Source organism: Yimella lutea, assembly GCF_006715095.1.
Lineage (GTDB): Bacteria > Actinomycetota > Actinomycetes > Actinomycetales > Dermatophilaceae > Yimella > Yimella lutea.
The window spans coordinates 1,178,272-1,200,177 of the sequence record NZ_VFMO01000001.1; the positions used below are offsets into that span (position 1 = coordinate 1,178,272).

19 protein-coding genes and 1 pseudogene are annotated in these 21,906 nt (G+C 66.6%); 8 read left to right on the forward strand and 12 right to left on the reverse strand.

What is annotated here, in order from left to right; all coding sequences use genetic code 11:
- Window positions 1-44: 44 nt before the first annotated feature.
- Complete coding sequence (locus FB459_RS18115) at window positions 45-698, reverse strand: hypothetical protein (protein WP_211345137.1); 654 nt, start codon at window positions 696-698, stop codon at window positions 45-47.
- The gene (locus FB459_RS05600) at window positions 691-1,143 is read right to left on the reverse strand and encodes a Fur family transcriptional regulator (RefSeq protein WP_129626188.1); all 453 of its coding nucleotides are present in this window, start codon (window positions 1,141-1,143) and stop codon (window positions 691-693) included. Before FB459_RS05600 ends, FB459_RS18115 begins: the two co-directional genes overlap by 8 nt.
- Window positions 1,144-1,240: 97 nt before the next feature.
- Here FB459_RS05600 and FB459_RS05605 point away from each other — a divergent pair, with 97 nt between their 5' ends.
- Window positions 1,241-1,687 (forward strand): SRPBCC family protein, encoded by a 447-nt coding sequence (locus FB459_RS05605; RefSeq protein ID WP_129626190.1) that lies wholly within the window; start codon window positions 1,241-1,243, stop codon window positions 1,685-1,687.
- Window positions 1,688-1,690: 3 nt separating this feature from the next.
- Here the strand turns inward: FB459_RS05605 and FB459_RS05610 are convergent, their stop codons facing one another.
- From FB459_RS05610 to FB459_RS05625, 4 genes are all read right to left on the reverse strand, one after another.
- Window positions 1,691-2,365, reverse strand: a complete 675-nt coding sequence (locus tag FB459_RS05610) for a DsbA family oxidoreductase (RefSeq protein WP_168990261.1) — start codon at window positions 2,363-2,365, stop codon at window positions 1,691-1,693.
- Window positions 2,366-2,479: 114 nt separating this feature from the next.
- Window positions 2,480-3,349 carry a universal stress protein gene (locus FB459_RS05615; RefSeq protein ID WP_141927746.1) on the reverse strand — a complete coding sequence of 290 codons (870 nt, stop codon included), beginning with the start codon at window positions 3,347-3,349 and terminating at the stop codon, window positions 2,480-2,482.
- Between the two features lie 52 nt (window positions 3,350-3,401).
- A complete protein-coding gene (locus tag FB459_RS05620) occupies window positions 3,402-4,475 on the reverse strand; it encodes an acyl-CoA dehydrogenase family protein (protein WP_141927747.1) in 1,074 nt (357 codons plus the stop codon).
- A gap of 6 nt (window positions 4,476-4,481) precedes the next feature.
- A complete protein-coding gene (locus FB459_RS05625) occupies window positions 4,482-5,657 on the reverse strand; it encodes an acyl-CoA dehydrogenase family protein (RefSeq protein WP_141927748.1) in 1,176 nt (391 codons plus the stop codon).
- Between the two features lie 137 nt (window positions 5,658-5,794).
- Between FB459_RS05625 and FB459_RS05630 the strand changes: the two genes are divergently transcribed.
- Complete coding sequence (locus FB459_RS05630; RefSeq protein ID WP_141927749.1) at window positions 5,795-7,477, forward strand: formate--tetrahydrofolate ligase; 1,683 nt, start codon at window positions 5,795-5,797, stop codon at window positions 7,475-7,477.
- A 91-nt stretch (window positions 7,478-7,568) separates the two neighbouring features.
- On the opposite strand, the gene FB459_RS05635 is transcribed toward FB459_RS05630, so the two are convergent.
- The gene (locus FB459_RS05635) at window positions 7,569-8,300 is read right to left on the reverse strand and encodes a VIT1/CCC1 transporter family protein (RefSeq protein WP_141927750.1); all 732 of its coding nucleotides are present in this window, start codon (window positions 8,298-8,300) and stop codon (window positions 7,569-7,571) included.
- Between the two features lie 150 nt (window positions 8,301-8,450).
- Between FB459_RS05635 and FB459_RS05640 the strand changes: the two are divergent.
- The 3 genes and pseudogenes from FB459_RS05640 (at window position 8,451) to FB459_RS05650 (ending at window position 11,337) form a co-directional block, all read left to right on the forward strand.
- A pseudogene (locus FB459_RS05640) lies at window positions 8,451-9,926 on the forward strand (DHA2 family efflux MFS transporter permease subunit).
- Window positions 9,923-10,345, forward strand: coding sequence for an NUDIX domain-containing protein (locus FB459_RS05645; RefSeq protein ID WP_141927751.1), 423 nt, complete (start codon window positions 9,923-9,925; stop codon window positions 10,343-10,345). Before FB459_RS05640 ends, FB459_RS05645 begins: the two are co-directional and overlap by 4 nt.
- Before the next feature lie 41 nt (window positions 10,346-10,386).
- A complete protein-coding gene (locus FB459_RS05650) occupies window positions 10,387-11,337 on the forward strand; it encodes an L-lactate dehydrogenase (protein WP_141927752.1) in 951 nt (316 codons plus the stop codon).
- A 64-nt stretch (window positions 11,338-11,401) separates the two neighbouring features.
- On the opposite strand, the gene FB459_RS05655 is transcribed toward FB459_RS05650, so the two are convergent.
- The 5 genes from FB459_RS05655 to FB459_RS05675 form a co-directional block, all read right to left on the reverse strand.
- Window positions 11,402-12,553 (reverse strand): ABC transporter ATP-binding protein, encoded by a 1,152-nt coding sequence (locus tag FB459_RS05655; RefSeq protein ID WP_141927753.1) that lies wholly within the window; start codon window positions 12,551-12,553, stop codon window positions 11,402-11,404.
- On the reverse strand, window positions 12,550-13,590 hold the full coding sequence (locus FB459_RS05660) for an ABC transporter ATP-binding protein (protein WP_246092334.1): 1,041 nt from the start codon (window positions 13,588-13,590) through the stop codon (window positions 12,550-12,552). The genes FB459_RS05655 and FB459_RS05660 overlap by 4 nt, the downstream gene beginning before the upstream one ends.
- A 5-nt stretch (window positions 13,591-13,595) precedes the next feature.
- Complete coding sequence (locus FB459_RS05665) at window positions 13,596-14,567, reverse strand: ABC transporter permease (RefSeq protein WP_141927754.1); 972 nt, start codon at window positions 14,565-14,567, stop codon at window positions 13,596-13,598.
- A gap of 7 nt (window positions 14,568-14,574) precedes the next feature.
- Window positions 14,575-15,585, reverse strand: coding sequence for an ABC transporter permease (locus tag FB459_RS05670; RefSeq protein WP_141927755.1), 1,011 nt, complete (start codon window positions 15,583-15,585; stop codon window positions 14,575-14,577).
- 106 nt (window positions 15,586-15,691) lie between these two features.
- On the reverse strand, window positions 15,692-17,353 hold the full coding sequence (locus FB459_RS05675; RefSeq protein WP_141927756.1) for an ABC transporter substrate-binding protein: 1,662 nt from the start codon (window positions 17,351-17,353) through the stop codon (window positions 15,692-15,694).
- 203 nt (window positions 17,354-17,556) lie between these two features.
- On the opposite strand from FB459_RS05675, the gene typA reads away from it, so the two are divergent.
- The 3 genes from typA to FB459_RS05690 all read left to right on the forward strand — a co-directional run bounded on the left by typA (window position 17,557) and on the right by FB459_RS05690 (window position 21,900).
- The gene (gene typA / locus FB459_RS05680; RefSeq protein WP_141927757.1) at window positions 17,557-19,458 is read left to right on the forward strand and encodes a translational GTPase TypA; all 1,902 of its coding nucleotides are present in this window, start codon (window positions 17,557-17,559) and stop codon (window positions 19,456-19,458) included.
- A 27-nt stretch (window positions 19,459-19,485) separates the two neighbouring features.
- Window positions 19,486-19,998 (forward strand): flavin reductase family protein, encoded by a 513-nt coding sequence (locus FB459_RS05685; protein WP_246092335.1) that lies wholly within the window; start codon window positions 19,486-19,488, stop codon window positions 19,996-19,998.
- A gap of 78 nt (window positions 19,999-20,076) precedes the next feature.
- A complete protein-coding gene (locus tag FB459_RS05690; RefSeq protein ID WP_170221744.1) occupies window positions 20,077-21,900 on the forward strand; it encodes a VanW family protein in 1,824 nt (607 codons plus the stop codon).
- Window positions 21,901-21,906 lie beyond the last annotated feature (6 nt).

Consider the following 21,906-nt stretch of genomic DNA (forward strand, 5'->3'; position numbering starts at 1 on the left):
TCCCGGCCGGCCGATTCAGTGGTGAATCAGGCTGATTCGATCAATCAGCGGTGCAGGTCGAAGCGGTCCAGCTCCATGACCTTGACCCAAGCGTCGACGAAGTCGCGGGTGAACTTCTCCCGCGCGTCGTCCGAGGCGTACACCTCGGCGACGGCGCGCAGCTCGGAGTTCGCACCGAAGACCAGGTCGGCGCGGCTACCGGTGAAGGTGGCACCGGACGTGGCGTTCTTGCCGTTGTAGAGGTCGCCCTCGCCGCGCTCCCAGGAGGTCTCCAGGTCCAGCAGCGTGACCAGGAAGTCGTTGGTCAGCGCACCCTCGCGGTCGGTGAGCACGCCCACCTTGGAGCCGGCGGTGGCGGCGTGCCAGGCCATGCGGATCATGAACGGGGCGTAGGTGCCGAAGTCGGCCGGCCACCAGTCCTTGGAGTCGGTCATCACGTGTGCGATGTCCTTCTTCACCTCGGCCAGGTCGAGGGCCTCGAACGCCTTGACGTAGTCGAACTCCTCGCCGAGCGGGTTACGGGCCGGGGAGTTCTTGGCGAGGATCTTGATGTTCAGGCGGTTCGGCCACCACCGCTTGTTGTGGTCGGGGTCCGCTGCCGCGCTGTGGGTCACCGGGCAGCGGGCCTCCTTGGCCTCGCCCTGGTCGTTGGTCTCCTCGATCGTCGTGGTCTCGATCGGGTCGGACACATCAGTCATTTGTGATTCCTGACTTCGTCAGGGTTGAACCGGCGGTCGTGCAAGCGGGGCACATGCCCCAGTAGATGACCTCGGCCTCGTCGATGACGAAACCGTGGTCGTCGTTCGCCGTCAGGCAGGGTGCGTGGCCGACCGAACAGTCGACGTCGGCGATCACCCCGCAGGATCGGCAGACCAGGTGGTGATGGTTGTCGCCGCGTCGCCACTCGTACCGGGCGGGGGAGCCGGCGGGTTCGATCTTGCGCAACAAGCCGGACGCCGTCAGCGCCGACAGGCAGTCGTACACGGCCTGGTGCGAGACGGCCGGCAACTGTGCGCGTACAGCCCGCAGGATCTCACTCGCGTCCGCGTGTTGGTTGGCGCGGACAGCGTCGAGCACGGCGACGCGAGGGCGAGTCACGCGCAGGCCGGCCTCACGCAGGCTGCGGTCGAGCTCCTCGGTCATCACCCCTCCTGTCTATCCCGTTTTCTTGAACGATTCAAAACAGGCAGGTGAACGGTCTCCCATTGTGGACGCCGCCACACTGTGCTGCAGTGGGCGCATGGACAGCAGCCAGGAACGGGTCGTCTCGGCCACCCGCGTCATCGACGCACCCGCGCACGTCATCTTCGAACTCATCGCCGATCCTGCCCGGCAGCCGGAGTGGGACGGAAACGACAACCTCTCGAAAGCCGCTGCAGGACAACGGGTTCACCAGGTCGGTGATGTTTTCCGGATGACCACGACGAAGGGCAAGGAACGCGACAACCACGTCGTCGAGTTCGAGGAGGGTCGGTTGATCGCCTGGAAGCCCTCCGGTGTCGGCGAGCCGCAGGCGGGCCATCTGTGGCGCTGGGAACTCGAACCGATCGACACCGGCTCGACCCGGGTGACGCACACCTACGACTGGACCGGCCTCACCGACGAACAGCGCTTCGAACGGGCGCGCTGGACGACGTCCGAACGGTTGCTGGGTTCGATCGACCGACTGGCAGCTGCGGTCGAATAGACCTCAGCCGCAACAGCTTCCGCCGCAGCAGCCGCCGCCTTCGGGGGCGTCCTCGAGGGCAAGCGTGAGCGCCTTGGCGAAGGTGTCGACCGGCTGTGCACCGCTGACGCCGAAGCGTCCGTCGACGACGAAGAACGGTACGCCGTTGATCCCGATGCCCTTGGCCTGATCGGTGTCCGAGCGCATCGCGGTGTCGTACTGCTCGGAGCCGAGAGCCTCACCGATCTCGTCCGCGGACAGCCCGTGCTCGGTGCCGATGCGGGTCAGCACGTCCTTGTCGGCGATGTCCTCGCCGTGCTCGAAGTGCGCAGCGAAGAGCGCGCGATTGACCTCGGTCGCAACGCCGCGCAACTGAGCCAGGTGCACCAGGTGGTGTGCCAGCCGGCTGTTCGCGACCTTGAGGTTGGCGTAATCGAACTGCAGACCGTCGGCAGCGGCGACGCCGGCGACCTGCTCGGTCATCGCCTCGATCTGGTCGCGGGGCATGCCCTTGGATTCGGTCAGGTAGTCGATCTCCGAACCCTCGAAGTGCTCGGGAAGGTTCGGGTCGAGCTGGTAGCTGTGCCAGATGACCCGGACGTCGTCGCGGCCCTCGAAATCGGCCAGCGCCTGGTGGAAACGTTCGGTGCCGATGAAGCACCACGGGCAGGCGAGATCGGACCAGATGTCGACGTTCATGCCACTATCAAAGCCGGGGACCGCCTCCGCATTCCCGCCGGGGCCCGCGAGTGTCATGAGGGATGAGGCAGACACGCCTCATCCCCCATGACACTCGAACCGGACTCGTTGTGGTCAGCGGACGATCGCCACCGGGCACTTGGCGGAGTGCAGGACACCGTGGCTCACCGAGCCCAGCATCATGCCGCGGAACCCGCCGCGACCGCGTGTGCCGATGGCGAGCATCGAGGCGCCGACGCGGTCGGCCTCGGCGGCGAGAGCGGACGCTGGATCGCCCTCGATCACCTCGGCGGTGATGGAGAGGTCGGGGTGATCCGTCCGGAGCCGAGCAGCAGTGCCGCGCAACTCGGCCTCGACCGCTTCGTGGATGCCTTCACCGGCGGTCATCAGCACCGCGCCGTCGACGTACGAGGCGGCTGCGATGGTCGCGGCAGGCTGCGACCACACGGCCACCAGGTGCAGCGGCGCGCCGCGTTCGGCGGCCACCTCGCAGGCCATCGCGAGGGCCCGCTGGGACGGCTTGGAGTCGTCCACCCCGACCACGATCGGGTGTTGCGGACCGACGGACGGTGCATCCGCGCGGACCACCACGACCGGGCACTTCGCATGTGCTGCAACGGCATACGAGACCGAACCGAGCAGAGCCGACAGCACCGGACCGCGTCCGCGACTGCCGAGCACGATCACGCGCGCACCCTCAGCCGCCTCGACGAGGATCTCGGCCGGGTTGCCGAGCGAGTGGTGCGGTTCGACGTCGGACGCACCTAGCGCGGACGCCTTCTCCGCACCGATCTTCGCCATCTCGGCGGCGCCGTCCTCGATGACCTGGCGGTCGATCATCACCCCTGCGCCGGCGTCCGCGAACGTGGGCATTCCGGTGGCGGACACGACGCGCAGCTTGTCGCCGCTGCGTCGTGCCTCACTGGCCGCCCATTCGAGCGCGCGTTCGCAGTCCGGGGTGTCGTTGTAGCCGACGACGATCATGGCTGAACCTCCCACTCGTTCCTACTATCAATTGTAGTGAACGGAGTCGGGCTCAAGCCAGGACGTCGACCATGTCGTGTTCGCGCACTCCGGCGGTCAGGCGGGCCAGGTGGTACCGGCTGTCGCCGAAGGTGTGCTCGATCTGCGTCAGTCGCGTGGTGTGGTGGCCGACCGAGTATTCCGCGGTCATGCCGATGCCCCCGTGCAACTGGATCGCTTCCTGTCCCACGTGGCGACCGGTGCGCCCGGTGATCAGCTTCAGCCGGGACGCGGTCGCGCTGTCACCCGGGTGGTCGGTGATGGCCATCGACGCGAAATTTACTGTGCTGCGGGCCAGTTCGACGCTGACGTACATGTCGGCAGCGCGCTGGGTCAGCGTCTGGAAAGCCGCCAGCGGCACGCCGAACTGCTTGCGCGTCTTGAGGTACTCCACGGTCGAGCGCAGCGCCGCACCCATGGCGCCGAGCGCTTCACCGCCGAGCGCGATGATGCCGACATTGAGGCCTTCGGTGAGCAGGTCGAGGTCACCGAGGCGGATCGCCTCGGCGCTTTCGAACGAGACGCTCGCGCCGGACGCCTTCGGTTCCCTGACCAGGAAGACGCAGGTGCAGCCCTCATCCGGGCACTGCGCCGTGGTGACGACGGCGTCGGCCTCGGTCAGGTCGTTGTTGCCGAGCTTGTGACCGGTGATCGTCCATCCGTCGTCGGACTTGGTCGCGGTCGCCTCCGGGTGTTCGGGGTCCCAGGCGCGGCCGGGCTCGGCCAGTGCCGTGAGCACGACCGAACTGCCGTCGACGATCGACTCGAGCAGGTCGTCGCCGCCCTCGCCACGGGCGATCATCACGGCAGCCGCCATGGCGTCGGCGTAGGGGAGTTCGAGGCGGGCAGCGCCCAGTTCGGCCGCGGCGATGGAGACCTCGACCGGGCTCGCGCCCATGCCGCCGGCGTCCTCGGAGATGGGCAGACCGAGCAAGCCCATCTCGGCGATGGCCGTCCAGGCGTCCCGGTCGAGCGGCCGCGGACCGACCGGTACATCACCGGAAGTTTCCTGCGGCACAAGGCGATTCGCCATCTCGCGCACCGCGCTCTGCAGGGCCTTCTGTTCGTCGTCGTAGGCGAAGTCCATGGTTGTTCAGCCCTTCAGTCCGAGGATGCCGCCGGAGATGACGCTGCGCTGCACCTCGTTGGATCCGCCGTAGATGGATGCCTTGCGGAAGTTGAGGTACGTGGGCGTGGAGCGCGCTGCCCACTCCTCGATGTCGTCGGTCGGCGTCCAGTGCAGCGACGCCGGTCCGGCGATGTCGGTGATGAGTTCGAGGACCTCCTGCTGCAACTCGCTGCCGCGCAACTTCAGGATCGAGGACACCGGGTCCGGCCTGCCCTCCTTGCTGTTGCCCGCGACGCGCATGACGGTGACCTCGAGGGCCATCACCTCGGCCTCGAGCTCGGCGATCCGGGCCGCGAGCAGCGGGTCGTCCAGCATCGTGCCGGTCGCCGTCTTCGTCTGTGCTGCATAGGCTTTCGCGTCAGCAAGCTTGCGCTTGATCGAGCCCACGGGAGCGACACCGACACGCTCGTTGCCGAGCAGGAACTTCGCGTAGTCCCACCCCTTGTTCTCCTCGCCGACGAGCTGGTCAGCCGGCACGCGGACGTTCTCGAAGAACACCTCGTTGACCTCGTGGCCGCCGTCGATCAACTTGATGGGACGCAGGGTCACGCCGGGGGAGTTCATCTCGATGAGCAACATCGAGATGCCCATCTGCTTCTTCGGCGCGTTCGGGTCGGTGCGCACCAGGCAGAAGATCCAGTCGGCGAACTGCCCGAGCGTCGTCCAGGTCTTCTGACCGTTGACGATGTACTCGTCGCCCTCGCGGACGGCGGTGGTGCGCAACGAGGCCAGGTCGGAGCCGGCGTCCGGCTCGGAGAAGCCCTGGCACCACCAGATGTCGAGGTTCGCGGTGGGCGGCAGGAAGCGCTCCTTCTGCTCCTGCGAGCCGAAGGAGGCGATGACCGGGCCGATCATGTTGGCGTTGAACGCCAGCGGCGGCGGGACGTCGGCCGCCTGCATCTCGGTGCGCCAAATGTGCCGCTGCAGTTCGGTCCAGTCCTTGCCACCGAACTCGGTCGGCCAGTGCGGGACGGCCAAGCCGTGCTCGTTGAGCAACCGCTGGGCGCGACGCATGACGTCGGGGTCGACCTCGCCGTCCTTGGACAGGCCGGAGCGAAGCTCCTCGGGAACGGTCTCGGTGAAGAACTGGCGCATTTCCTGCTGGAAAGCCCGGTCCTCGTCGGTCAACTGGCGTTGCATCGTTCAGCCTCGATCCATCGGACGGCAGTGGTTGTTCCCACGGTAGACGTTCGATCCCGGCTTGGTAAGCGTTTGCTTAGTCGAGTTCGGTCCGGCATCCGCTGCGTCGCCGGAGCGGGTGCGGCAGAGTGTGATCCATGACGCAACCCAGTGATGTGGAGATTGCCGCCGCCACCCCCATGCGGCCCATCGAAGACGTCGCCGAACGAGCCGGCATCCCGGCTCGGGCCTTGTACAAGTACGGCGATCACAAAGCCAAGGTCGACGTGCGACACGTCGCCGCTTCGCAGCGCAGGCCCGGTTCGAAGCTGGTGCTGGTGACCGCGACCAGTCCGACCCCGGCGGGCGAGGGCAAGACGACGACCAGCGTCGGTCTCACCGACGCGCTCAACCAACTGGGCGAGAACGCGATCGTCTGCCTGCGCGAGCCCTCGCTCGGTCCGGTGTTCGGGATGAAGGGCGGCGCGGCCGGCGGTGGTTACGCGCAGCTGAACCCGATGGCCGACATCAACCTGCACTTCACCGGCGACTTCGCCGCGATCGCAGCGGCTCACAACCTCTTGGCTGCGATGCTCGACAACCACCTGCACCACGGCAACGAGCTCGGCATCGACCAGCGGCGCATTCTGCTCAAGCGGGTGCTCGATGTGAACGATCGGGCGCTGCGCGACATCGTCATCGGACTCGGCGGCGTCATCAACGGCATCCCGCGCGAGTCGGGGTTCGACATCGTCGTGGCCTCGGAAATCATGGCGATCTTCTGTCTGGCCACTTCCCTGGAGGACCTGCGCGAACGGATCGGACGCATCGTCGTGGCCCGCACGCGTGACAACAAGCCGGTGACCGCGGCTGACCTGAAGGCCGACGGCGCGATGACAGCCCTGCTCAAGGACGCGTTGTCGCCCAACCTCGTCCAGACCCTCGAGGGCAACCCGGCGTTCGTGCACGGCGGTCCCTTCGCGAACATCGCGCATGGTTGCAACTCGGTTATGGCGACGAATGCCGGTCTCGCACACGCAGACTGGGTCGTGACTGAAGCAGGCTTCGGTGCCGACCTCGGCGCGGAGAAGTTCGTCGACCTCAAGTGCCGCATGACCGGGCTGCGTCCGGACGTCGTCGTGATCGTTGCGACGATCCGTTCGATGAAGTACCACGGCGGCGTTGCCACGGCCGATCTGACGACCGAGAACCTGCAGGCGTTGGACGACGGCTTGCTGAACCTCTACCGCCACTTGGAGAACATCCAGAACGTCTTCGGTCTGCCGGTCGTCGTGGGCATCAACCGTTTCCCCTCCGACACCGACGCCGAGATCGACCTGCTGCGCAAGCGCATGGCCGACCGCGGGGTGTCGGTGCAACTCGCGACCCACTTCGCCGACGGTGGCGAAGGTGCACTCGACCTGGCGCGCGCCGTCCGACTCGCCGTGGCCGAGAGCCCGTCACCCGACCTGCAGTTCACCTACGGCGACGAGGTCTCCTTGGAGGAGAAGCTGCACGCCGTTGCGACGCGCGTGTACCGCGCGGGTTCGGTCGACATCCCGGCCGCGGTCCGCAGGCAGATCGCCGCACTCGAGGCGGAGGGGTACGGCGACCTGCCGGTCTGCGTCGCCAAGACCCAGATGTCCTTCTCGACCGATCCGGCATTGCGTGGAGCGCCCACGGGACACACCCTCGAGGTGCGGGAGGTCCGTCTCGCCGCCGGCGCAGGCTTCGTCGTCTTCGTCTGCGGCACCATCATGACGATGCCCGGATTGCCGAAAACTCCTGGCGCAGAACGTATCTCGGTCGATGCGGAGGGTCAGGTCACCGGTCTGTTCTGAGACTCGCCGAGTGGCCGGGCTGTGAACCGGTGGCCGGGACATAACCCGGCCACCCGACCGTAGCTCGGCCACTCGGCGAGTCAGACGTGAGTCAGACTCCGGTGCCGACCAGGCTGCCGATGCCGAAGGTCACGGCCATCGCGAGCGATCCGCCGAGGACGTTGCGAAGGACGGCGGCGCGCACGTTCGCCTCGCTGAGACGGGCGCTGACGGCGCCGGTGATCATCAAACCGATGGCGACCGCGAGGAAGGTCACCGGCACGTTGATGCTGCTCGGCAGCAGGATGACCAGCACCGGCAGCAGCGCCCCGAGAGTGAACGCGCCCATCGAGGCCCAGGCGGCGTGCCAGGGGTTGGTGTATTCGTCGGGATCGATCCCGAGTTCGACCTCGGCGTGCGCGGCGAGCGCGTCGTTGGCGGTGAGCTTCACCGCGACCTGTTCCGCGAGCTCGCGATCCAGACCCTTGCTCTGGTAGATCTGCGTGAGCTCCTCGAGTTCCTCCTCGGGCATCTCCTCCAGCTCGCGAATCTCTTTGGCGATCAACGCTTTCTCGCCGTCGCGCTGAGTGCTGACCGAGACGTACTCGCCGGCCGCCATGGAGAGTGCTCCCGCGACCAGTCCGGCGCTGCCCGCGACCAACAAGGACTGACGGTCGTTGGTCGCACCGGCGACACCGATGACCAGCCCCGCAACGCTGATGATGCCGTCGTTGGCACCCAGCACTGCGGCGCGCAACCAGTTGAGCCGGCTGGCCGTGCTCTCGGTGTGCGGTTCGTCGGGGTGCGGGACGACGGCGTCCGCTGTCGTGGCGTCGGTGCTCATGCCGTTCCTCCCTCGCGTCGTCTGTCTGTGCACGCAAGTGTGCACGCAACTGTGCACGGAGCGCTCCATCCAACTGTGCTCGGGCGATCAGGCGGTGTCCACGAAGGGAAGGCTCATCTGAGCAGCCGGCAGCGGGCCTATCGTTGCCGCATGGCAACCGATGATCTGAAGGATTCCTGGCGCGCACTGTTCGCGCTGTTGTTCGGGTTCTTCATGATCCTGGTCGACTCCACGATCGTCTCGGTCGCGACGCCGGCGCTGATCGAGGGACTGGGCGCCGACATCACCGGGGTGGTGTGGGTGACCAGCGCCTACCTGCTCGCGTACGCGACGCCGCTGCTGATCACCGGCCGCCTCGGCGACCGCTTCGGTCCCAAGCGGGTGTACCTCGTCGGGCTCACCGTGTTCACGCTTGCGTCCTTGTGGTGCGGCCTGACGTCGTCCATCGGCGGGCTCATCACCGCGCGCGTCGTGCAGGGCGTCGGCGCAGCCCTGTTGTCGCCGCAGACGATGACGATCATCACGCGTATCTTCCCGGCCGAACGACGTGGCGCCGCGATGGGTGCGTGGGGCGCGACCGCGGGAGTCGCGACGCTCGTGGGTCCCATCCTCGGCGGCGTGCTGATCGACGAGCTCAGCTGGGAATGGATCTTCATCATCAATGTGCCGATCGGGGTGCTCGCGTTCGTGCTGGCCTGGCGACTGGTGCCCGACCTGTCGGTGCAGTCGCATCGCTTCGACCTGCTCGGTGTGGGGCTGTCGGCGGTCGGGATGTTCCTGGTGGTGTTCGGTATTCAGGAGGGACAGCGTTATGACTGGGGCACCATCACGGGGTTCATCTCGGTGCCACTGCTGATCATCGGGGGACTGCTCGTCCTGGCCGCCTTCGTGTACTGGTAGCGGGTGAACCGATCCGAGCCGTTGGTGCCGCTGGTCCTGTTCAGCAACCGCAACTACTCTCTTGCCAACGTGGCGATCGCGACCGTCGGACTGGCGATCACCGCGATGGCGTTCCCGATCATGCTCTGGGCGCAGGTGGTGCGCGGCTGGACGCCGACCCAGGCGGCGCTGCTGCTCGCACCGATGGCCCTGCTCACCGCCGCGCTCGCACCCTTCGTCGGACGCCTGGTCGACCGGATGCATCCGCGGATTCTCGCCGGGTTCGGGCTCTCCTGCTTCGTGGTGGCGCTGGTGTGGCTCGGGTATCTGCTCGACCGAGACACGCCGTTGTGGCTCGTGCTGATGCCGATCCTGCTGCTGGGCGTCGCCAACGGCTTCATGTGGTCACCGCTGTCGGTGACCGCAACGCGCACCCTGCCGCCGCAGCGAGCCGGCGCCGGTTCGGGTGTCTACAACACCACCCGCCAGGTCGGCGCGGTGCTCGGCAGTGCCGCGATCGCCTCGTTGATGGAGGCTCGACTGGCCGACCGGCTCGGCGCGGGGGTGGGGTTGACCTCACCGGAACCGGGCGCCGCCCGAGGATCGATCGGTCACATCCCGCACGTCGCCCACGAGTTCTCCCGCGCGATGGGTGAATCGCTGTACCTGCCGGCGGCCGTCGTCCTCATCGGCGTCGTCGCCGTGTTGTTCTTCACTGATCCGCACGGTGTGAGGGCGGACGCGTGAACCGGCACGTCGTCGGGGCTGCGATCGTCGACGATCTGGCTGCACCGACGCTTCTGCTCGCGGCCCGCAGGTCAGCCCCCGCAGCCCTTGCCGGCGGCTGGGAGTTCCCCGGTGGCAAGGTCGACGAGGGTGAGAGCCACGAGGTGGCGATGCACCGAGAACTGTTGGAGGAGTTGGGAGTTCACGTCCATCTCGGTGACGACGTGCCCGGTCCGGAGGACGGCGGTTGGCCGCTCGGCGAGAACTATCTGATGTTCGTCTTCCTGGCTGTCATCACCTCGGGCGTACCCGCGCCACTGGAGGATCACGACGAGTTGCGCTGGCTGCCGCTCGATGACCTGTTCGACGTGGGCTGGTTGCGCGACGATCTGCCGATCGTTCACCTGCTGCATTCGCGTTGGTCACGGGCGGGCTCGTAGGCTCGGCCCCGTCAGCGCATCCGTCGGCAGGGGAGAGCCCGATGAAGTACGTCGAGAACAAGGTCGTCCTGATCGGTGCCGGCGCGGTCGGCATCGCCTACGCGTACGCGCTGGTCAACCAGGGCATCGCCGACGAACTGGTGCTGCTCGACACCAACGAGAACCGCACCCGTGGCGAGGTCACCGACCTCAACCACTGCGAGGCGTGGGCGCCGAGTCCGATCACCGTCACCCACGGTGGCTACGAGGAGTGCAGGGACGCCGCCATCGTCGTGCTGTGTGCCGGTGCTGCTCAGAAGACCGGCCAGACCCGGCTCGACATGGTGGGCACTAACGTCCGCATCACCCAGGACATCGTCAGCGAGGTCATGGCGTCCGGGTTCGACGGCATCTTCCTGGTGGCCACGAACCCGGTCGACATCCTCACCTACGCCACCTGGCGGCACAGCGGTCTGCCGTCGGCACAGGTGCTCGGATCGGGCACCAGCCTCGACACGGCGCGACTGCGGTACAACCTGGCGCAGTACTTCGAGGTGGCCACTACCAACGTCCACGCGATGATCATCGGCGAACACGGCGACTCCGAGCTGCCGGTGTGGAGCGCCGCGTCGATCGCGGGCCGCTCCCTCGCCAAGCGCATCGCGGCGAACCCGCAGATCGAGGCCGACATTGAGGACATCTATGTGCGGACGCGGGACGCCGCCTACGACATCATCGCCGCCAAGGGATCTACCAGTTATGGCATCGGCATGGCGCTGGCCCGCATCACCCGGGCGATCCTGTCGAACCAGAAGGTGACGCTGCCGGTGTCCGCGCTGCTCGAAGGGCAGTACGGCCAGGAGGGCATCTACATCGGGGTGCCGGCCAGCATCGGCCGCCGCGGGGTGCGCGAGGTGGTCGAGCTCGACCTGGACGAGCAGGAGACGCAGCGCTTCACCGCCAGCGCAGACACGCTACGGACGGTCATGCGCGAGTTCTGGCCCGAGGTCTGAACCGAGAACGCGTGAGACGTGGTCGCCTTGCACAGGACGACCACGTCGCACGCGTCTTTCCGGCCTACAGCTTCTCGGGCTCGAACATCGACCCGGCCTCATCGGAGGAGTCACCGGTCTGGTCGGTGGCGACCGCCTTGACCTCGTGCGGCTGCAACTCCCCGGACGCGATCTGCTCGGCGTAATGGCAGGCGACCCGGTGTCCCTGGGGCACGCCGTCGATCTGCACGATGCGCAGTTCGGGACGGTCGGTGTCGCACTTGGACTCCTGCTTCCACGGGCACCGCGTGTGGAATCGGCAGCCGCTCGGCGGGTTGGCCGGGCTCGGCAGGTCGCCGACGAGGATGATCCGCTCGCGGTTGTCCTCGACGACGGGGTCGGGCACCGGGACGGCTGACATCAGGGCGCGCGTGTACGGGTGCAGCGGGTGCGCGTACAGATCGTCGGCGTCCGACTCCTCGACGAGCGAACCGAGGTACATCACGCCGATGCGATCACTGATGTGGCGAACCACCGCGAGATCGTGCGCGACGACCAGATAGGTGAGGCCGAACTCTTCCTGCAGGTCTTCCAACAGGTTGATGACCTGGGCCTGCACCGAGACGTCGAGCGCGGACACGGGTTCGTCGGCCACGATGAGCTTCGGGTCGACCGAGAGCGCGCGGGCAATGCCGATGCGCTGACGCTGACCACCGGAGAACTCGTGCGGGTACTTCTTCAGCGCTGCCGCGGGCAGGCCGACCGCGGAGAGCAGTTCGCGCAGCCGCTTGTTGGCGGCTGCCTTGTCCTTCGCGAGTCCGTGGGCGTTCATGCCCTCGAGCAGCAGCGCCTCGACGGTCTGGCGGGGGTCGAGGGAGGACAGCGGGTCCTGGAAGACCATCTGCATGTCTTTGCGCTTGCGGCGCAGTTCCTCACCCTGAAGCGAGGCGACGTCGACGCCGTCGAAGATCACCGTGCCCTCGGTCAGGTCTTCCAGGCGTAGCAACGCACGTCCGAATGTCGACTTGCCGCAACCGGATTCGCCGACCAGACCGTACGTCTCGCCACGCTTGATCTGCAGGTCGACGCCGTCGACCGCGTACACATAGCCGACCGTCTTGTCGAAGACCACTCCCCGTTTGATCGGGAAGTGCACCTTGACACCGGTGACCTCGACCAGCACGTCGTCGCCGGGCGAATGCTGCGAGCGGCCGTGCGCGGTGGTGGCGGTGCTCATCGGCGGTCCTTTCCTTCGATCGGGTTGAAGCAGCGCAGCAGCCGGTCGCCGTCCAGTCCGGGTTCGATCTGTTCCAACTCGGGGGTCTGCTCGGTGCAACGAGCGATGGGCTGCGAGCACCGGGGCGCGAACGCACATGCCGAGGTCCACGGCAGGTTGTCGGCCACCGAACCGGGCACCGGATTGAGCCGGCCACGGGCCGCGTCCAACCGGGGGATCGATTCCAGCAAACCGTAGGTGTACGGGTGACGAGGCTGCGCGAACAGGTCGTGCCGCGCGGCGCGTTCGACGATACGTCCGCCGTACAGCACGTTGACCTCGTCACACAGGCCGGCGACGACACCCAGGTCGTGGGTGATCATCACCAGCGCCGTACCCGAGTCACGCACGAGTTCTGAGAGCAGGGTGAGAATCTGCGCCTGAATGGTGACGTCGAGGGCGGTCGTCGGTTCGTCGGCGATCAGCAGGCGTGGTTTGCAGGCGAGCGCCATCGCGATCAGCGCGCGCTGACGCATACCGCCGGACAGTTGGTGCGGGTACTCCTTCAGCCGCCGATTCGGGTCGGGGATGCCGACCTTGTCGAGCAGTTCCTTGGCCTCGGGCATGGCCTGCTTGCGGGAGAGTCCACGGTGCCGCTCGATGACCTCGGTGACCTGGATACCGAGGGGGACGACGGGGTTCAGCGACGACAGGGGGTCCTGGAAGATCATCGCGACGTCGCGGCCGCGGCGCTCGCGCATCTGGTTGTCGGACAGCGACAGCAGGTCGGTGCCCTCGAATTGAACGGTGCCCGAGACCTTATTACCCCGTTTGGGCAACAGGCCCATGATCGCCATCGAGGTGACCGACTTGCCGCAACCGGACTCACCGACCAGACCGACCGTCTGGCCGGGGCGGACGTCGAACGAGACGTGGTCGACCGCACGGAAGGGCTTGCTGCCCTTCGTGCCGAAGTCGACGGTCAAGTCACGGACCTGCAGCAGGATGTCGGCGGACGCTGCCGGACGGTCGGGGTTGGCATCAGCGGTGATGGTCACCGTGGTCACCTCCGGGACTTGGGATCGAGGGCCTCACGCAGGGACTCGCCCATGAGCGTGAAACCGAGGGCGGCAGCGATGATGCACAACGCGGGGTAGACGGCCATGTGCGGGAAGGTGTCGAAGTACTCCTGCGCCAGGCCGAGCATCTGGCCCCATTCCGGCTTGGTGTCGTCGGGGTTACCGGCGCCGAGGAAGCTCAGCGCCGCTGCGTCGATGATCGAGGTGGCGAACACCATGGTGGCCTGCACCAGCACCGGCGACAGGGAGTTGGGCAGCATGTGCCGGAAAACGATCGCGGACTTCTTCACGCCGAGCGAGCGCGCCGCCAGGACGTGGTCGCTGGAGCGCTGCGCCATCATCGAGCCGCGCAGCAGGCGCGCGAAGGTCGGCATCATCGCGATGCCGATGGCGACGATGACGGTGGTCTGCGAGCCGCGTCCGAACAGGGCCGCGATCGAGAACGCGAGCAACAGCGAGGGCAGCGACAGCATGATGTCGACGACGCGCATCACCACCGAGTCGATCCATCCGCCGAAGGCGCCCGCCAGGGTGCCGAGTACCAGACCGCCGAAGAAGGCCAGGCCGGTTGCTCCGAACGCGATGATCAGCGTGTTGCGGGACCCGTGGATCAGACGACTGAGCAGGTCACGCCCGAGGTCGTCGGCGCCGAGCGGATAGCCCGGCTCCGCTCCCGGGACGGGGTTGTTCGCCCGGCTCACCTTGTCGGCGAGGTAGCGGACCGTGGGATCGTGCGGCGCCAGCACGTCGGCGAGGAGCGCGACCAGGAAGATGAGGGCGACCATGATCGCCCCGACGATGAACATCGGGTTGCGCCGCAGCCGTGCCCAGGCGCTCGCGATCAGGCTTACTCCTTCGCCGTCCTTGATGCCACCGCCGTCCAGTCCGTCCTGGACGGCCGCACGCTCGGCGAGTTCGTCGATGCGGGCTTTCTTGGAGTTGCTGTTCAAGACCATGGTCGAATCACCGAATCCTGACTCGAGGGTCGATGTAGGCGTAGGCGATATCGACCAGCAGATTGACCAGCACGTAGGTGAGTGCGGCCATGATGATCAGTACCTGGACCACCGAGAAGTCGCGCTCCTGGAAGCCCACCTTCATGGCGTCGCCGAGTCCGGGGATGGAGAAGACGGTCTCGGTGAGCACCGCACCGGTGAGCAGACCGCCGACCTGCAGGCCGACCGTGGTGACGACCGGGAGCATGGCGTTGCGCATGACGTGGCGGGTGCGGATCGTGCTCGGCTTGAGGCCCTTGGCCTCCGCGGTGCGGATGAAGTCCTCGTCCAGCACGTCGAGCACCGCGGCACGGGTGATCCGGAAGATCACTGCGAAGGGGATGGTCGCGAGGGCGATCGCGGGCAGGATGAGGTGTTTGAAGGCGTCCCACGCGGCATCGAACTCCCGTGTCATCAGTCCGTCGAAGATGAAGAAGCCGGTGACGCGGGTTGCCTCGAGCTCAGGGCTTTGGCGCCCGGACACGGGCAAGAGGTGCCATTCCACCGCGAAGAACTGCTTGAGGACCACCGCGAGGAAGAAGACCGGCACGGCCACACCGACGAGCGAGACGCCGATGCCGAGCGCGTCGAAGATACCTCCGCGGCGCTTGGCGGCGAGGTATCCGAGCGGGATCGCGGTGATCAGTGCGATCACGATCGCGAGGCCGGCGAGTTCCATGGTGGCCGGGAGGCGGGTGAGGAACACGTCCATGGCGTCGGAACCGGCCTGCACCTGGGAACTGACTCCGAACTTGCCCTGCAGGGCGTTGGTGAGGAACTTCCAGTACTGGACGGGGAGTGGCTGGTCGAGACCGAGGGTCTTGCGCAGTTGCGCGGCGCGTTCAGGTGTGGCTCGCTCGCCCAGCATCGCCGAGACGGTGCCTCCGGGCAGCATTCGTAACCACACGAAGATCAACAGTGACAGCGCGAACATCACGCCGATCATCTGGACCACCCGGCGAGCGATGTATCGCAGCAACGCGGGAACCTTTCGTGCGAAGGTGGCGGAAGGGGCCGAAACGGGCGGCGGCCGTGCCCGGCAACACTAGGGCACGGCCGCCGCCGTTCGTCAGGTCGAAGCCTGCTTACTTCTTGACGGCCGTCGCGAAGTCCTCGGAGGTGAGGGGGCTGGCGACGATGCCGCTGATGTTCTTGCCGAACACGATCGCCGGCGGCGAGTTCGAGATCGGCAGACCCGGCACGTACTCCTTCATCAGCTTCTCGCTGAGCTTCTTGTACGCAGCGGTGCGCTGATCGGCGTTCACGATGCTGTCGGCGTCGGTGATCTCCTTCTTCAACTGCGCGCCCCACGGGTAGGCGGAGATGCCCATCTGCTTGCCCATGAAGAAGTTCGCGATGAAGTTGTCCGGCGTGTTGTAGTCGCCGGTCCAACCGATCAGGAATGCCGGCGAGGCGCCGTTGGCCGTGCCGTCGGTGTAGCCGCCGTTCCACGGCTTGGTGACGGCGTTGACCTTGATGCCGGCCTTCTCCCAGTCGCCCTTGATCGCCTGGAAGATCTTCTGCGGGTCCGGCATGTAGGGCCGGGTGACCTCGGAGGGGTACCACAGGTCGATCGAGAGGCTGGACTGTCCGGCCTCCTTCAGCAACTGCTTGGCCTTCTCCGGGTTGTAGTCGTACTTCATGACCGAGTCGCTGTAGCCGTCGACAGTCTTGGGGTACCACTGGGTGGCGGCGGTCGCGCCCTCCGGCAGCTGGTTCTTGACCAGTTGTTCGCGGTTGATCGCGTGGTACAGCGCCTGACGGACCTTGAGATCCTTCAGGGCCGGGTTCTTGGTCGGGTTCAGACCCAGGTAGAGGATGTTGAACGCGGGGCGGATCTCGAGGTTCATCCCCGCCTTCTTCAGCGAGTCCCAGTCGACCGGGTTGGGCAGGTCGTAGCCGTCGACATCGCCGGCCAGCAGCGCCTGCTTGCGGGAGGTGCCATCGGGGATGATCTTGAAGACCAGCTTGCCGACCTTGGCTTTGTCACCGTAGAAGTCGTCATTGCGGACGAGGGTGATGGTCTTGTTCTGGACGTCGTACTTCTCGAACTTGAAAGGACCGGTGCCGGTCGGGTACTTGGCGGCGTACTCCGACTGGGTGATGCCGTCGCCCTGGGCCTTCACGTCGTTGGCCTTGTACTTGTCCAGCGCGGTCGGGCTCTGCATCGACCAGGCCGGCAGGCCCAGCAGCGACGGGAACTTGGAGGTCGCACGCGACAGCTTCAGCTCGACCGAGTCGGTGCCCTTGGGGGTGCAGCCCTGGTAGAGGTCGTCCTTGGACTTGTTGAAGCCGCCCATGTTGTCCGACCAGTACACGGCCGCCGTCTGGCCGGCCTCGTTCTGCTTGTCCATCCGCTCGAAGTTCTTGCAGACGGCCTCGGCGTTGAACGGCGTCCCGTCGGTGAACTTAACTCCGGTGCGCAGCTTGAAGGTCCAGGTCTTGCCGTCCTTGCTGGGAATCCAGCTGGTGGCCAGGCCCGGCGCGAGGTCGGCGGTGCCAGGCTTGAAGTTGACCAGGCCGTCGAAGATCTGACGGGCGACGCGGAAGGTCTCGCCGTCGGTCGCGTAGAAGGGGTCGAAGGTCTTGGGCGCACCCGCGGCGGCGAAGGTCATCGTGGCGTTCGACTGGCCGCCGCTCTCGGACCCCTTTCCACCCTCTTCGCGCTTGGACTCGGCACAGCCGCTGAGCACCAGCGCGGCTGCGCTGACAACCGCGAGCGCGGAGGCCTTCCTGGAGGTCTGCATCTTTTCTCCTCATCGGGGTGGGCGGGCAGCATGACCCCGCTCCGTACGGATGTGGTGACCCTAGACCGCACGTGAGGACAAACACACCAGCCCCATCCAGGCCGTTACCGATCTGAGTCCTGGTGTCCGGTCAGGCCGTGCGCGGTCGGGGACCGACGGTCTGTGGTCGGAAGCAGTGTGCCCGGGATGAGACAATCGCGGTCATGCCCTTGAAGACCCGCGACGACGTTCGAAACGTCGCCATCGTTGCTCACGTCGACCACGGCAAGACCACTCTTGTCGACAAGATGCTCTGGCAGACGGGTGCGTTCTCCGAACGCCAAACCGTCGAGACGACCGGTGAGCGGGTGATGGACTCCGGTGACCTCGAGCGCGAGAAAGGCATCACGATCCTCGCCAAGAACACCGCGATCAGCTACGACGGCCCCGCCGCCGACGGCCAGAACATCACCATCAACATCATCGACACCCCCGGCCACGCCGACTTCGGCGGAGAGGTCGAGCGTGGTCTGTCGATGGTCGACGGCGTCGTGCTGCTCGTCGACGCGTCCGAGGGCCCGTTGCCGCAGACCCGCTTCGTGCTGCGCAAGGCCCTCGCCGCGCACATGCCGGTGATCCTGTGCATCAACAAGGTCGACCGTCCCGACTCGCGCATCGAGGAGGTCGAGGAAGAGGCCTACGAACTGTTCATGGACCTGCTCGACGATGCGCAGGGCAACATGGACCAACTCGACTTCCCGGTCGTGTACGCGTCCGCCAAGAACGGTGTCGCCTCGACGGTTCGTCCGGCGAACGGCGAACTGCCCGAAGGCGATTCGATGGAGCCGCTGTTCAAGACCATCCTGGAGACGATCCCGGCACCGTCGTACGACGACGACGCTCCGCTGCAGGCACACGTCACCAACCTCGACTCCAGCAACTTCCTCGGACGCCTGGCGCTGCTGCGTATCCACAACGGTGAGATGCACAAGGGCCAGCAGGTCACCTGGTGCCGTCATGACGGCACCCAGCAGAAGGTGAAGATCACCGAACTGTTGATGACCCAGGGCCTGGAGCGTCAGCCCGCCGACAGCGCCGGTCCGGGTGACATCATCGCCGTCGCCGGTATCCCCGAGATCACCATCGGTGAGACGCTCGCCGACCCGGAGAATCCGATCCCGTTGCCGCTCATCACGGTCGACGAGCCGGCGATCTCGATGACGATCGGCACCAACACCTCGCCGCTGGCCGGCAAGGTGCGTGGTGCGAAGGTCACCGCCCGCCTGGTCAAGGACCGCCTCGACCGCGAACTCATCGGCAACGTGTCGCTGCGCATCCTGCCGACCGAGCGTCCGGACGCCTGGGAGGTGCAGGGCCGTGGCGAGTTGGCGCTCGCGATCCTGGTCGAGCAGATGCGACGTGAGGGCTACGAACTGACCGTCGGCAAGCCGCAGGTGGTCACCAAGGAGATCGACGGCAAGACGCACGAGCCGGTCGAGGCCCTGACCATCGACACGCCGGAGGAGTACCTCGGCGCGATTACCCAGATCCTCGCGGCGCGCAAGGGTCGCATGGAGCAGATGACCAACCACGGCACCGGCTGGATCCGGATGGAGTTCAAGGTGCCCTCGCGCGGCCTCATCGGCTTCCGCACCGAGTTCCTCACCGAGACCCGCGGCACCGGCATCGCGCACCACGTCTTCGACGGCTACGAGCCGTGGTACGGCCAGATCGTCACCCGCATGTCGGGTTCGATGGTCGCCGACCGTACCGGCCCGGTCACCGCGTACGCGATGGTCAACCTGCAGGAGCGCGGCGTGCTGTTCGTCGAGCCCGGCACCGAGGTGTACGAGGGCATGATCGTCGGCGAGAACTCCCGCGCCGACGACATGGACATCAACATCACCAAGGAGAAGAAGCTCACCAACGTGCGTGCCTCCTCGGCCGACAACTTCGAGAAGGTCATCCCGCCGCGCAAGCTGTCGCTGGAGCAGAGCCTGGAGTTCTGCCGCGAGGACGAGTGCGTGGAGGTCACGCCCGAGAGCGTCCGTATCCGCAAGGTGATTCTCGACGCCGGTGAGCGCAACCGCGCTGCATCGAAGGCGCGTAACGCCGAGAAGTCCTGAGCGCAACGTAATTAGATGGTGACCCCCATGAACCAGAGTATTGACGGCCTACCGGTGGATGTCGACCCCGACGCCTACCGGCAGGCGATCGGACGTCTGGTCACCGGGGTCACCGTCGTCACCACTGTGGCCGACGGGCACGACCACGCGATGACGGCGAATGCCGTCACGTCGGTGTCGCTCGATCCGGTGCGGTTGCTGATCTGCGTGGAGCGGGAGGCTCGTTTCCACGACGCCGTGATGTCCGCGGGTGTCTGGAGCGTCAACATCCTGGACGCTTCGCAGCGCGCCGCCGCGGTGTGGCTCTCGACGCGGGGGCGCCCCCTGCACAGTCAGCTCGATCGGGTGCCGCATCACCGTGACGAGACGGGTGTCGCGTTGCTCGACGGCGCGCTGGCAACGATCGTGTGTCGAACCGGTGACACGCTTGTGTCCGGCGACCACACGATCGTGGTCGGCGACGTACTGTCGTTGCACATCGCCGACCAGCCGGGGGAGGCGCTGGTCTATTTCAGGGGCCGCTTCGGCAGCTACAAGTAGATCCCGCCTGCGCGGTGTGGCCCGGCGACAACCGAGGGTCGGCACGGATCAAGGCATGGACAGATGGGTGAGAACGCAGTGAGTGATAAGCCTTCGCGTCGGGGCCGCTGGATCGCCGCGACCGCCGGTGGCACGGCGGTCGTCCTGGGTCTGGGTTACGTTGGCACTGCTGCCGCCGTCACCGACAAGATCCCCGACGGCACCACGATTGCAGGCGTCGACGTGGGCGGCATGACGAAGGCGAAGGCCGAGGACGCCGTCTCGACCCGAACGCGTTCGATGATGAATCGTCCGATCACCGTGAGCGCCGAAGGCAAGAAGTTCACTCTGGACGCCGCCCGTTCCGGTCTCTGGCTCGATCCGGGACGCGCGGCCGACGGACTCACCGGGTTCTCGCTGAATCCGTCCGTGGTGGGCAAGCACCTGTTCGGCGCGCGCGAGAACCGGTCGTTGACGGCGAAGGCCGACACTCAGAAGTTGGCTGCTGCGATCACCGCGGCCGCCGGCACCTTCAAAGGGTCCGCCGTCAACGGGTCGGTGAAGTTCAACAGCGGCAAGGTCGACGTCGTCCGTTCCAAGGACGGCACAGGCATCCGCGCCGACGCCGTCGCCCAGCAGATCGCGAAGGGTTGGCCGGCCAAGACCGGTTACACCGCCACCATCGGCCACGTCGAGCCGCCGCTGACCAATGCCGAGATCGACGCCTTCGTGAAGGACTTCGCCGGCCCGGCGATGAGCGGGCCGGTCACCGTCAAGGTCGGCGCCAAGACCTCCAAGATCACGCCCGTCGCGCTCAGCGCCGTGCTCAGCGCCAAGGTCCAGGACGGCACGTTGAAGCCGGTGATCGACGAGGCCAAGCTGCGCGAAGTGCTCGACACCCTGTCCGGTGAACTCACCACACCTGCGGAGAACGCGCACTACGGTCCGGGTGGCAGCATCGTGGGAGCCAAGAACGGCTCCGAGGTGGACCCTTCAGGCGCCGGCCCGCTGCTGATCAAGGCGCTGACCGACCCGACCCGCACCCTCACGCTGAAGTCCAAGCCGGTCAAGGCGGCGATGGTGGCCGCCGACCTGAAGAACCTCGGCACGGAGAAGATCTCCGAGTTCGTGTCGCGCTACCCCGGCGGTGCCCAGAACGAATCCCGCACCAAGAACATCCAGGTCGCGCTGGCCAAGATCAACGGCATGGTCATCGCACCCGGTGAGCAGTTCAGTCTTCTGCAGTCACTGACTCCGATCACCAAGGCGAACGGCTACGTCGAGGCCGGGGTGCTCGTCGACGGCATCCACGAGAAGGGCACCGGCGGTGGCATCTCGCAGGTCTCGACGACGATGTACAACGCCGCATTCTTTGCAGGAGTCCGTCTGGATGAGCACACACCACACGCCTATTGGATCCCGCGGTACCCTATGGGACGCGAGTCCACGCTCTGGGTGCCCACGATCGACCTGCGGTGGACGAACGACACCGGCCGCCCGATCCGCATCGAAGCCGGCACGCAGGACAGCGCCGCGGTGATCAGGTTGTACGGCACAAAGACCTTCAACGTCTCGACGAACACCGGACCCCAGTTCGCATTCACCGAGCCCAAGACTCGCTACATCACCAAGAAGGGGTGCGAGGTGCAGGCGCCGGCTCAGGGCTTCAAGGTCACCGTCACCCGTGTCGTCACCGACCTCTCGGGCAAGGTGGTCAAGAACGAGGCGAACACCACGAATTACATCCCGTCCGACAAGGTCGTCTGCGGCCCTGACCCGAACGCCCCGTCGACCTCGACGGCGCCACGGGCGTCGGCCACGGGCGCGGCTGCGTCGAGTCCACCGACCACACCGACCGCACCGGTGTCTGCCTCGGTGTCTCCCTCCTCGACCGCACCGGCGGCGACGTCGACCAAGAAGTAGATTCTG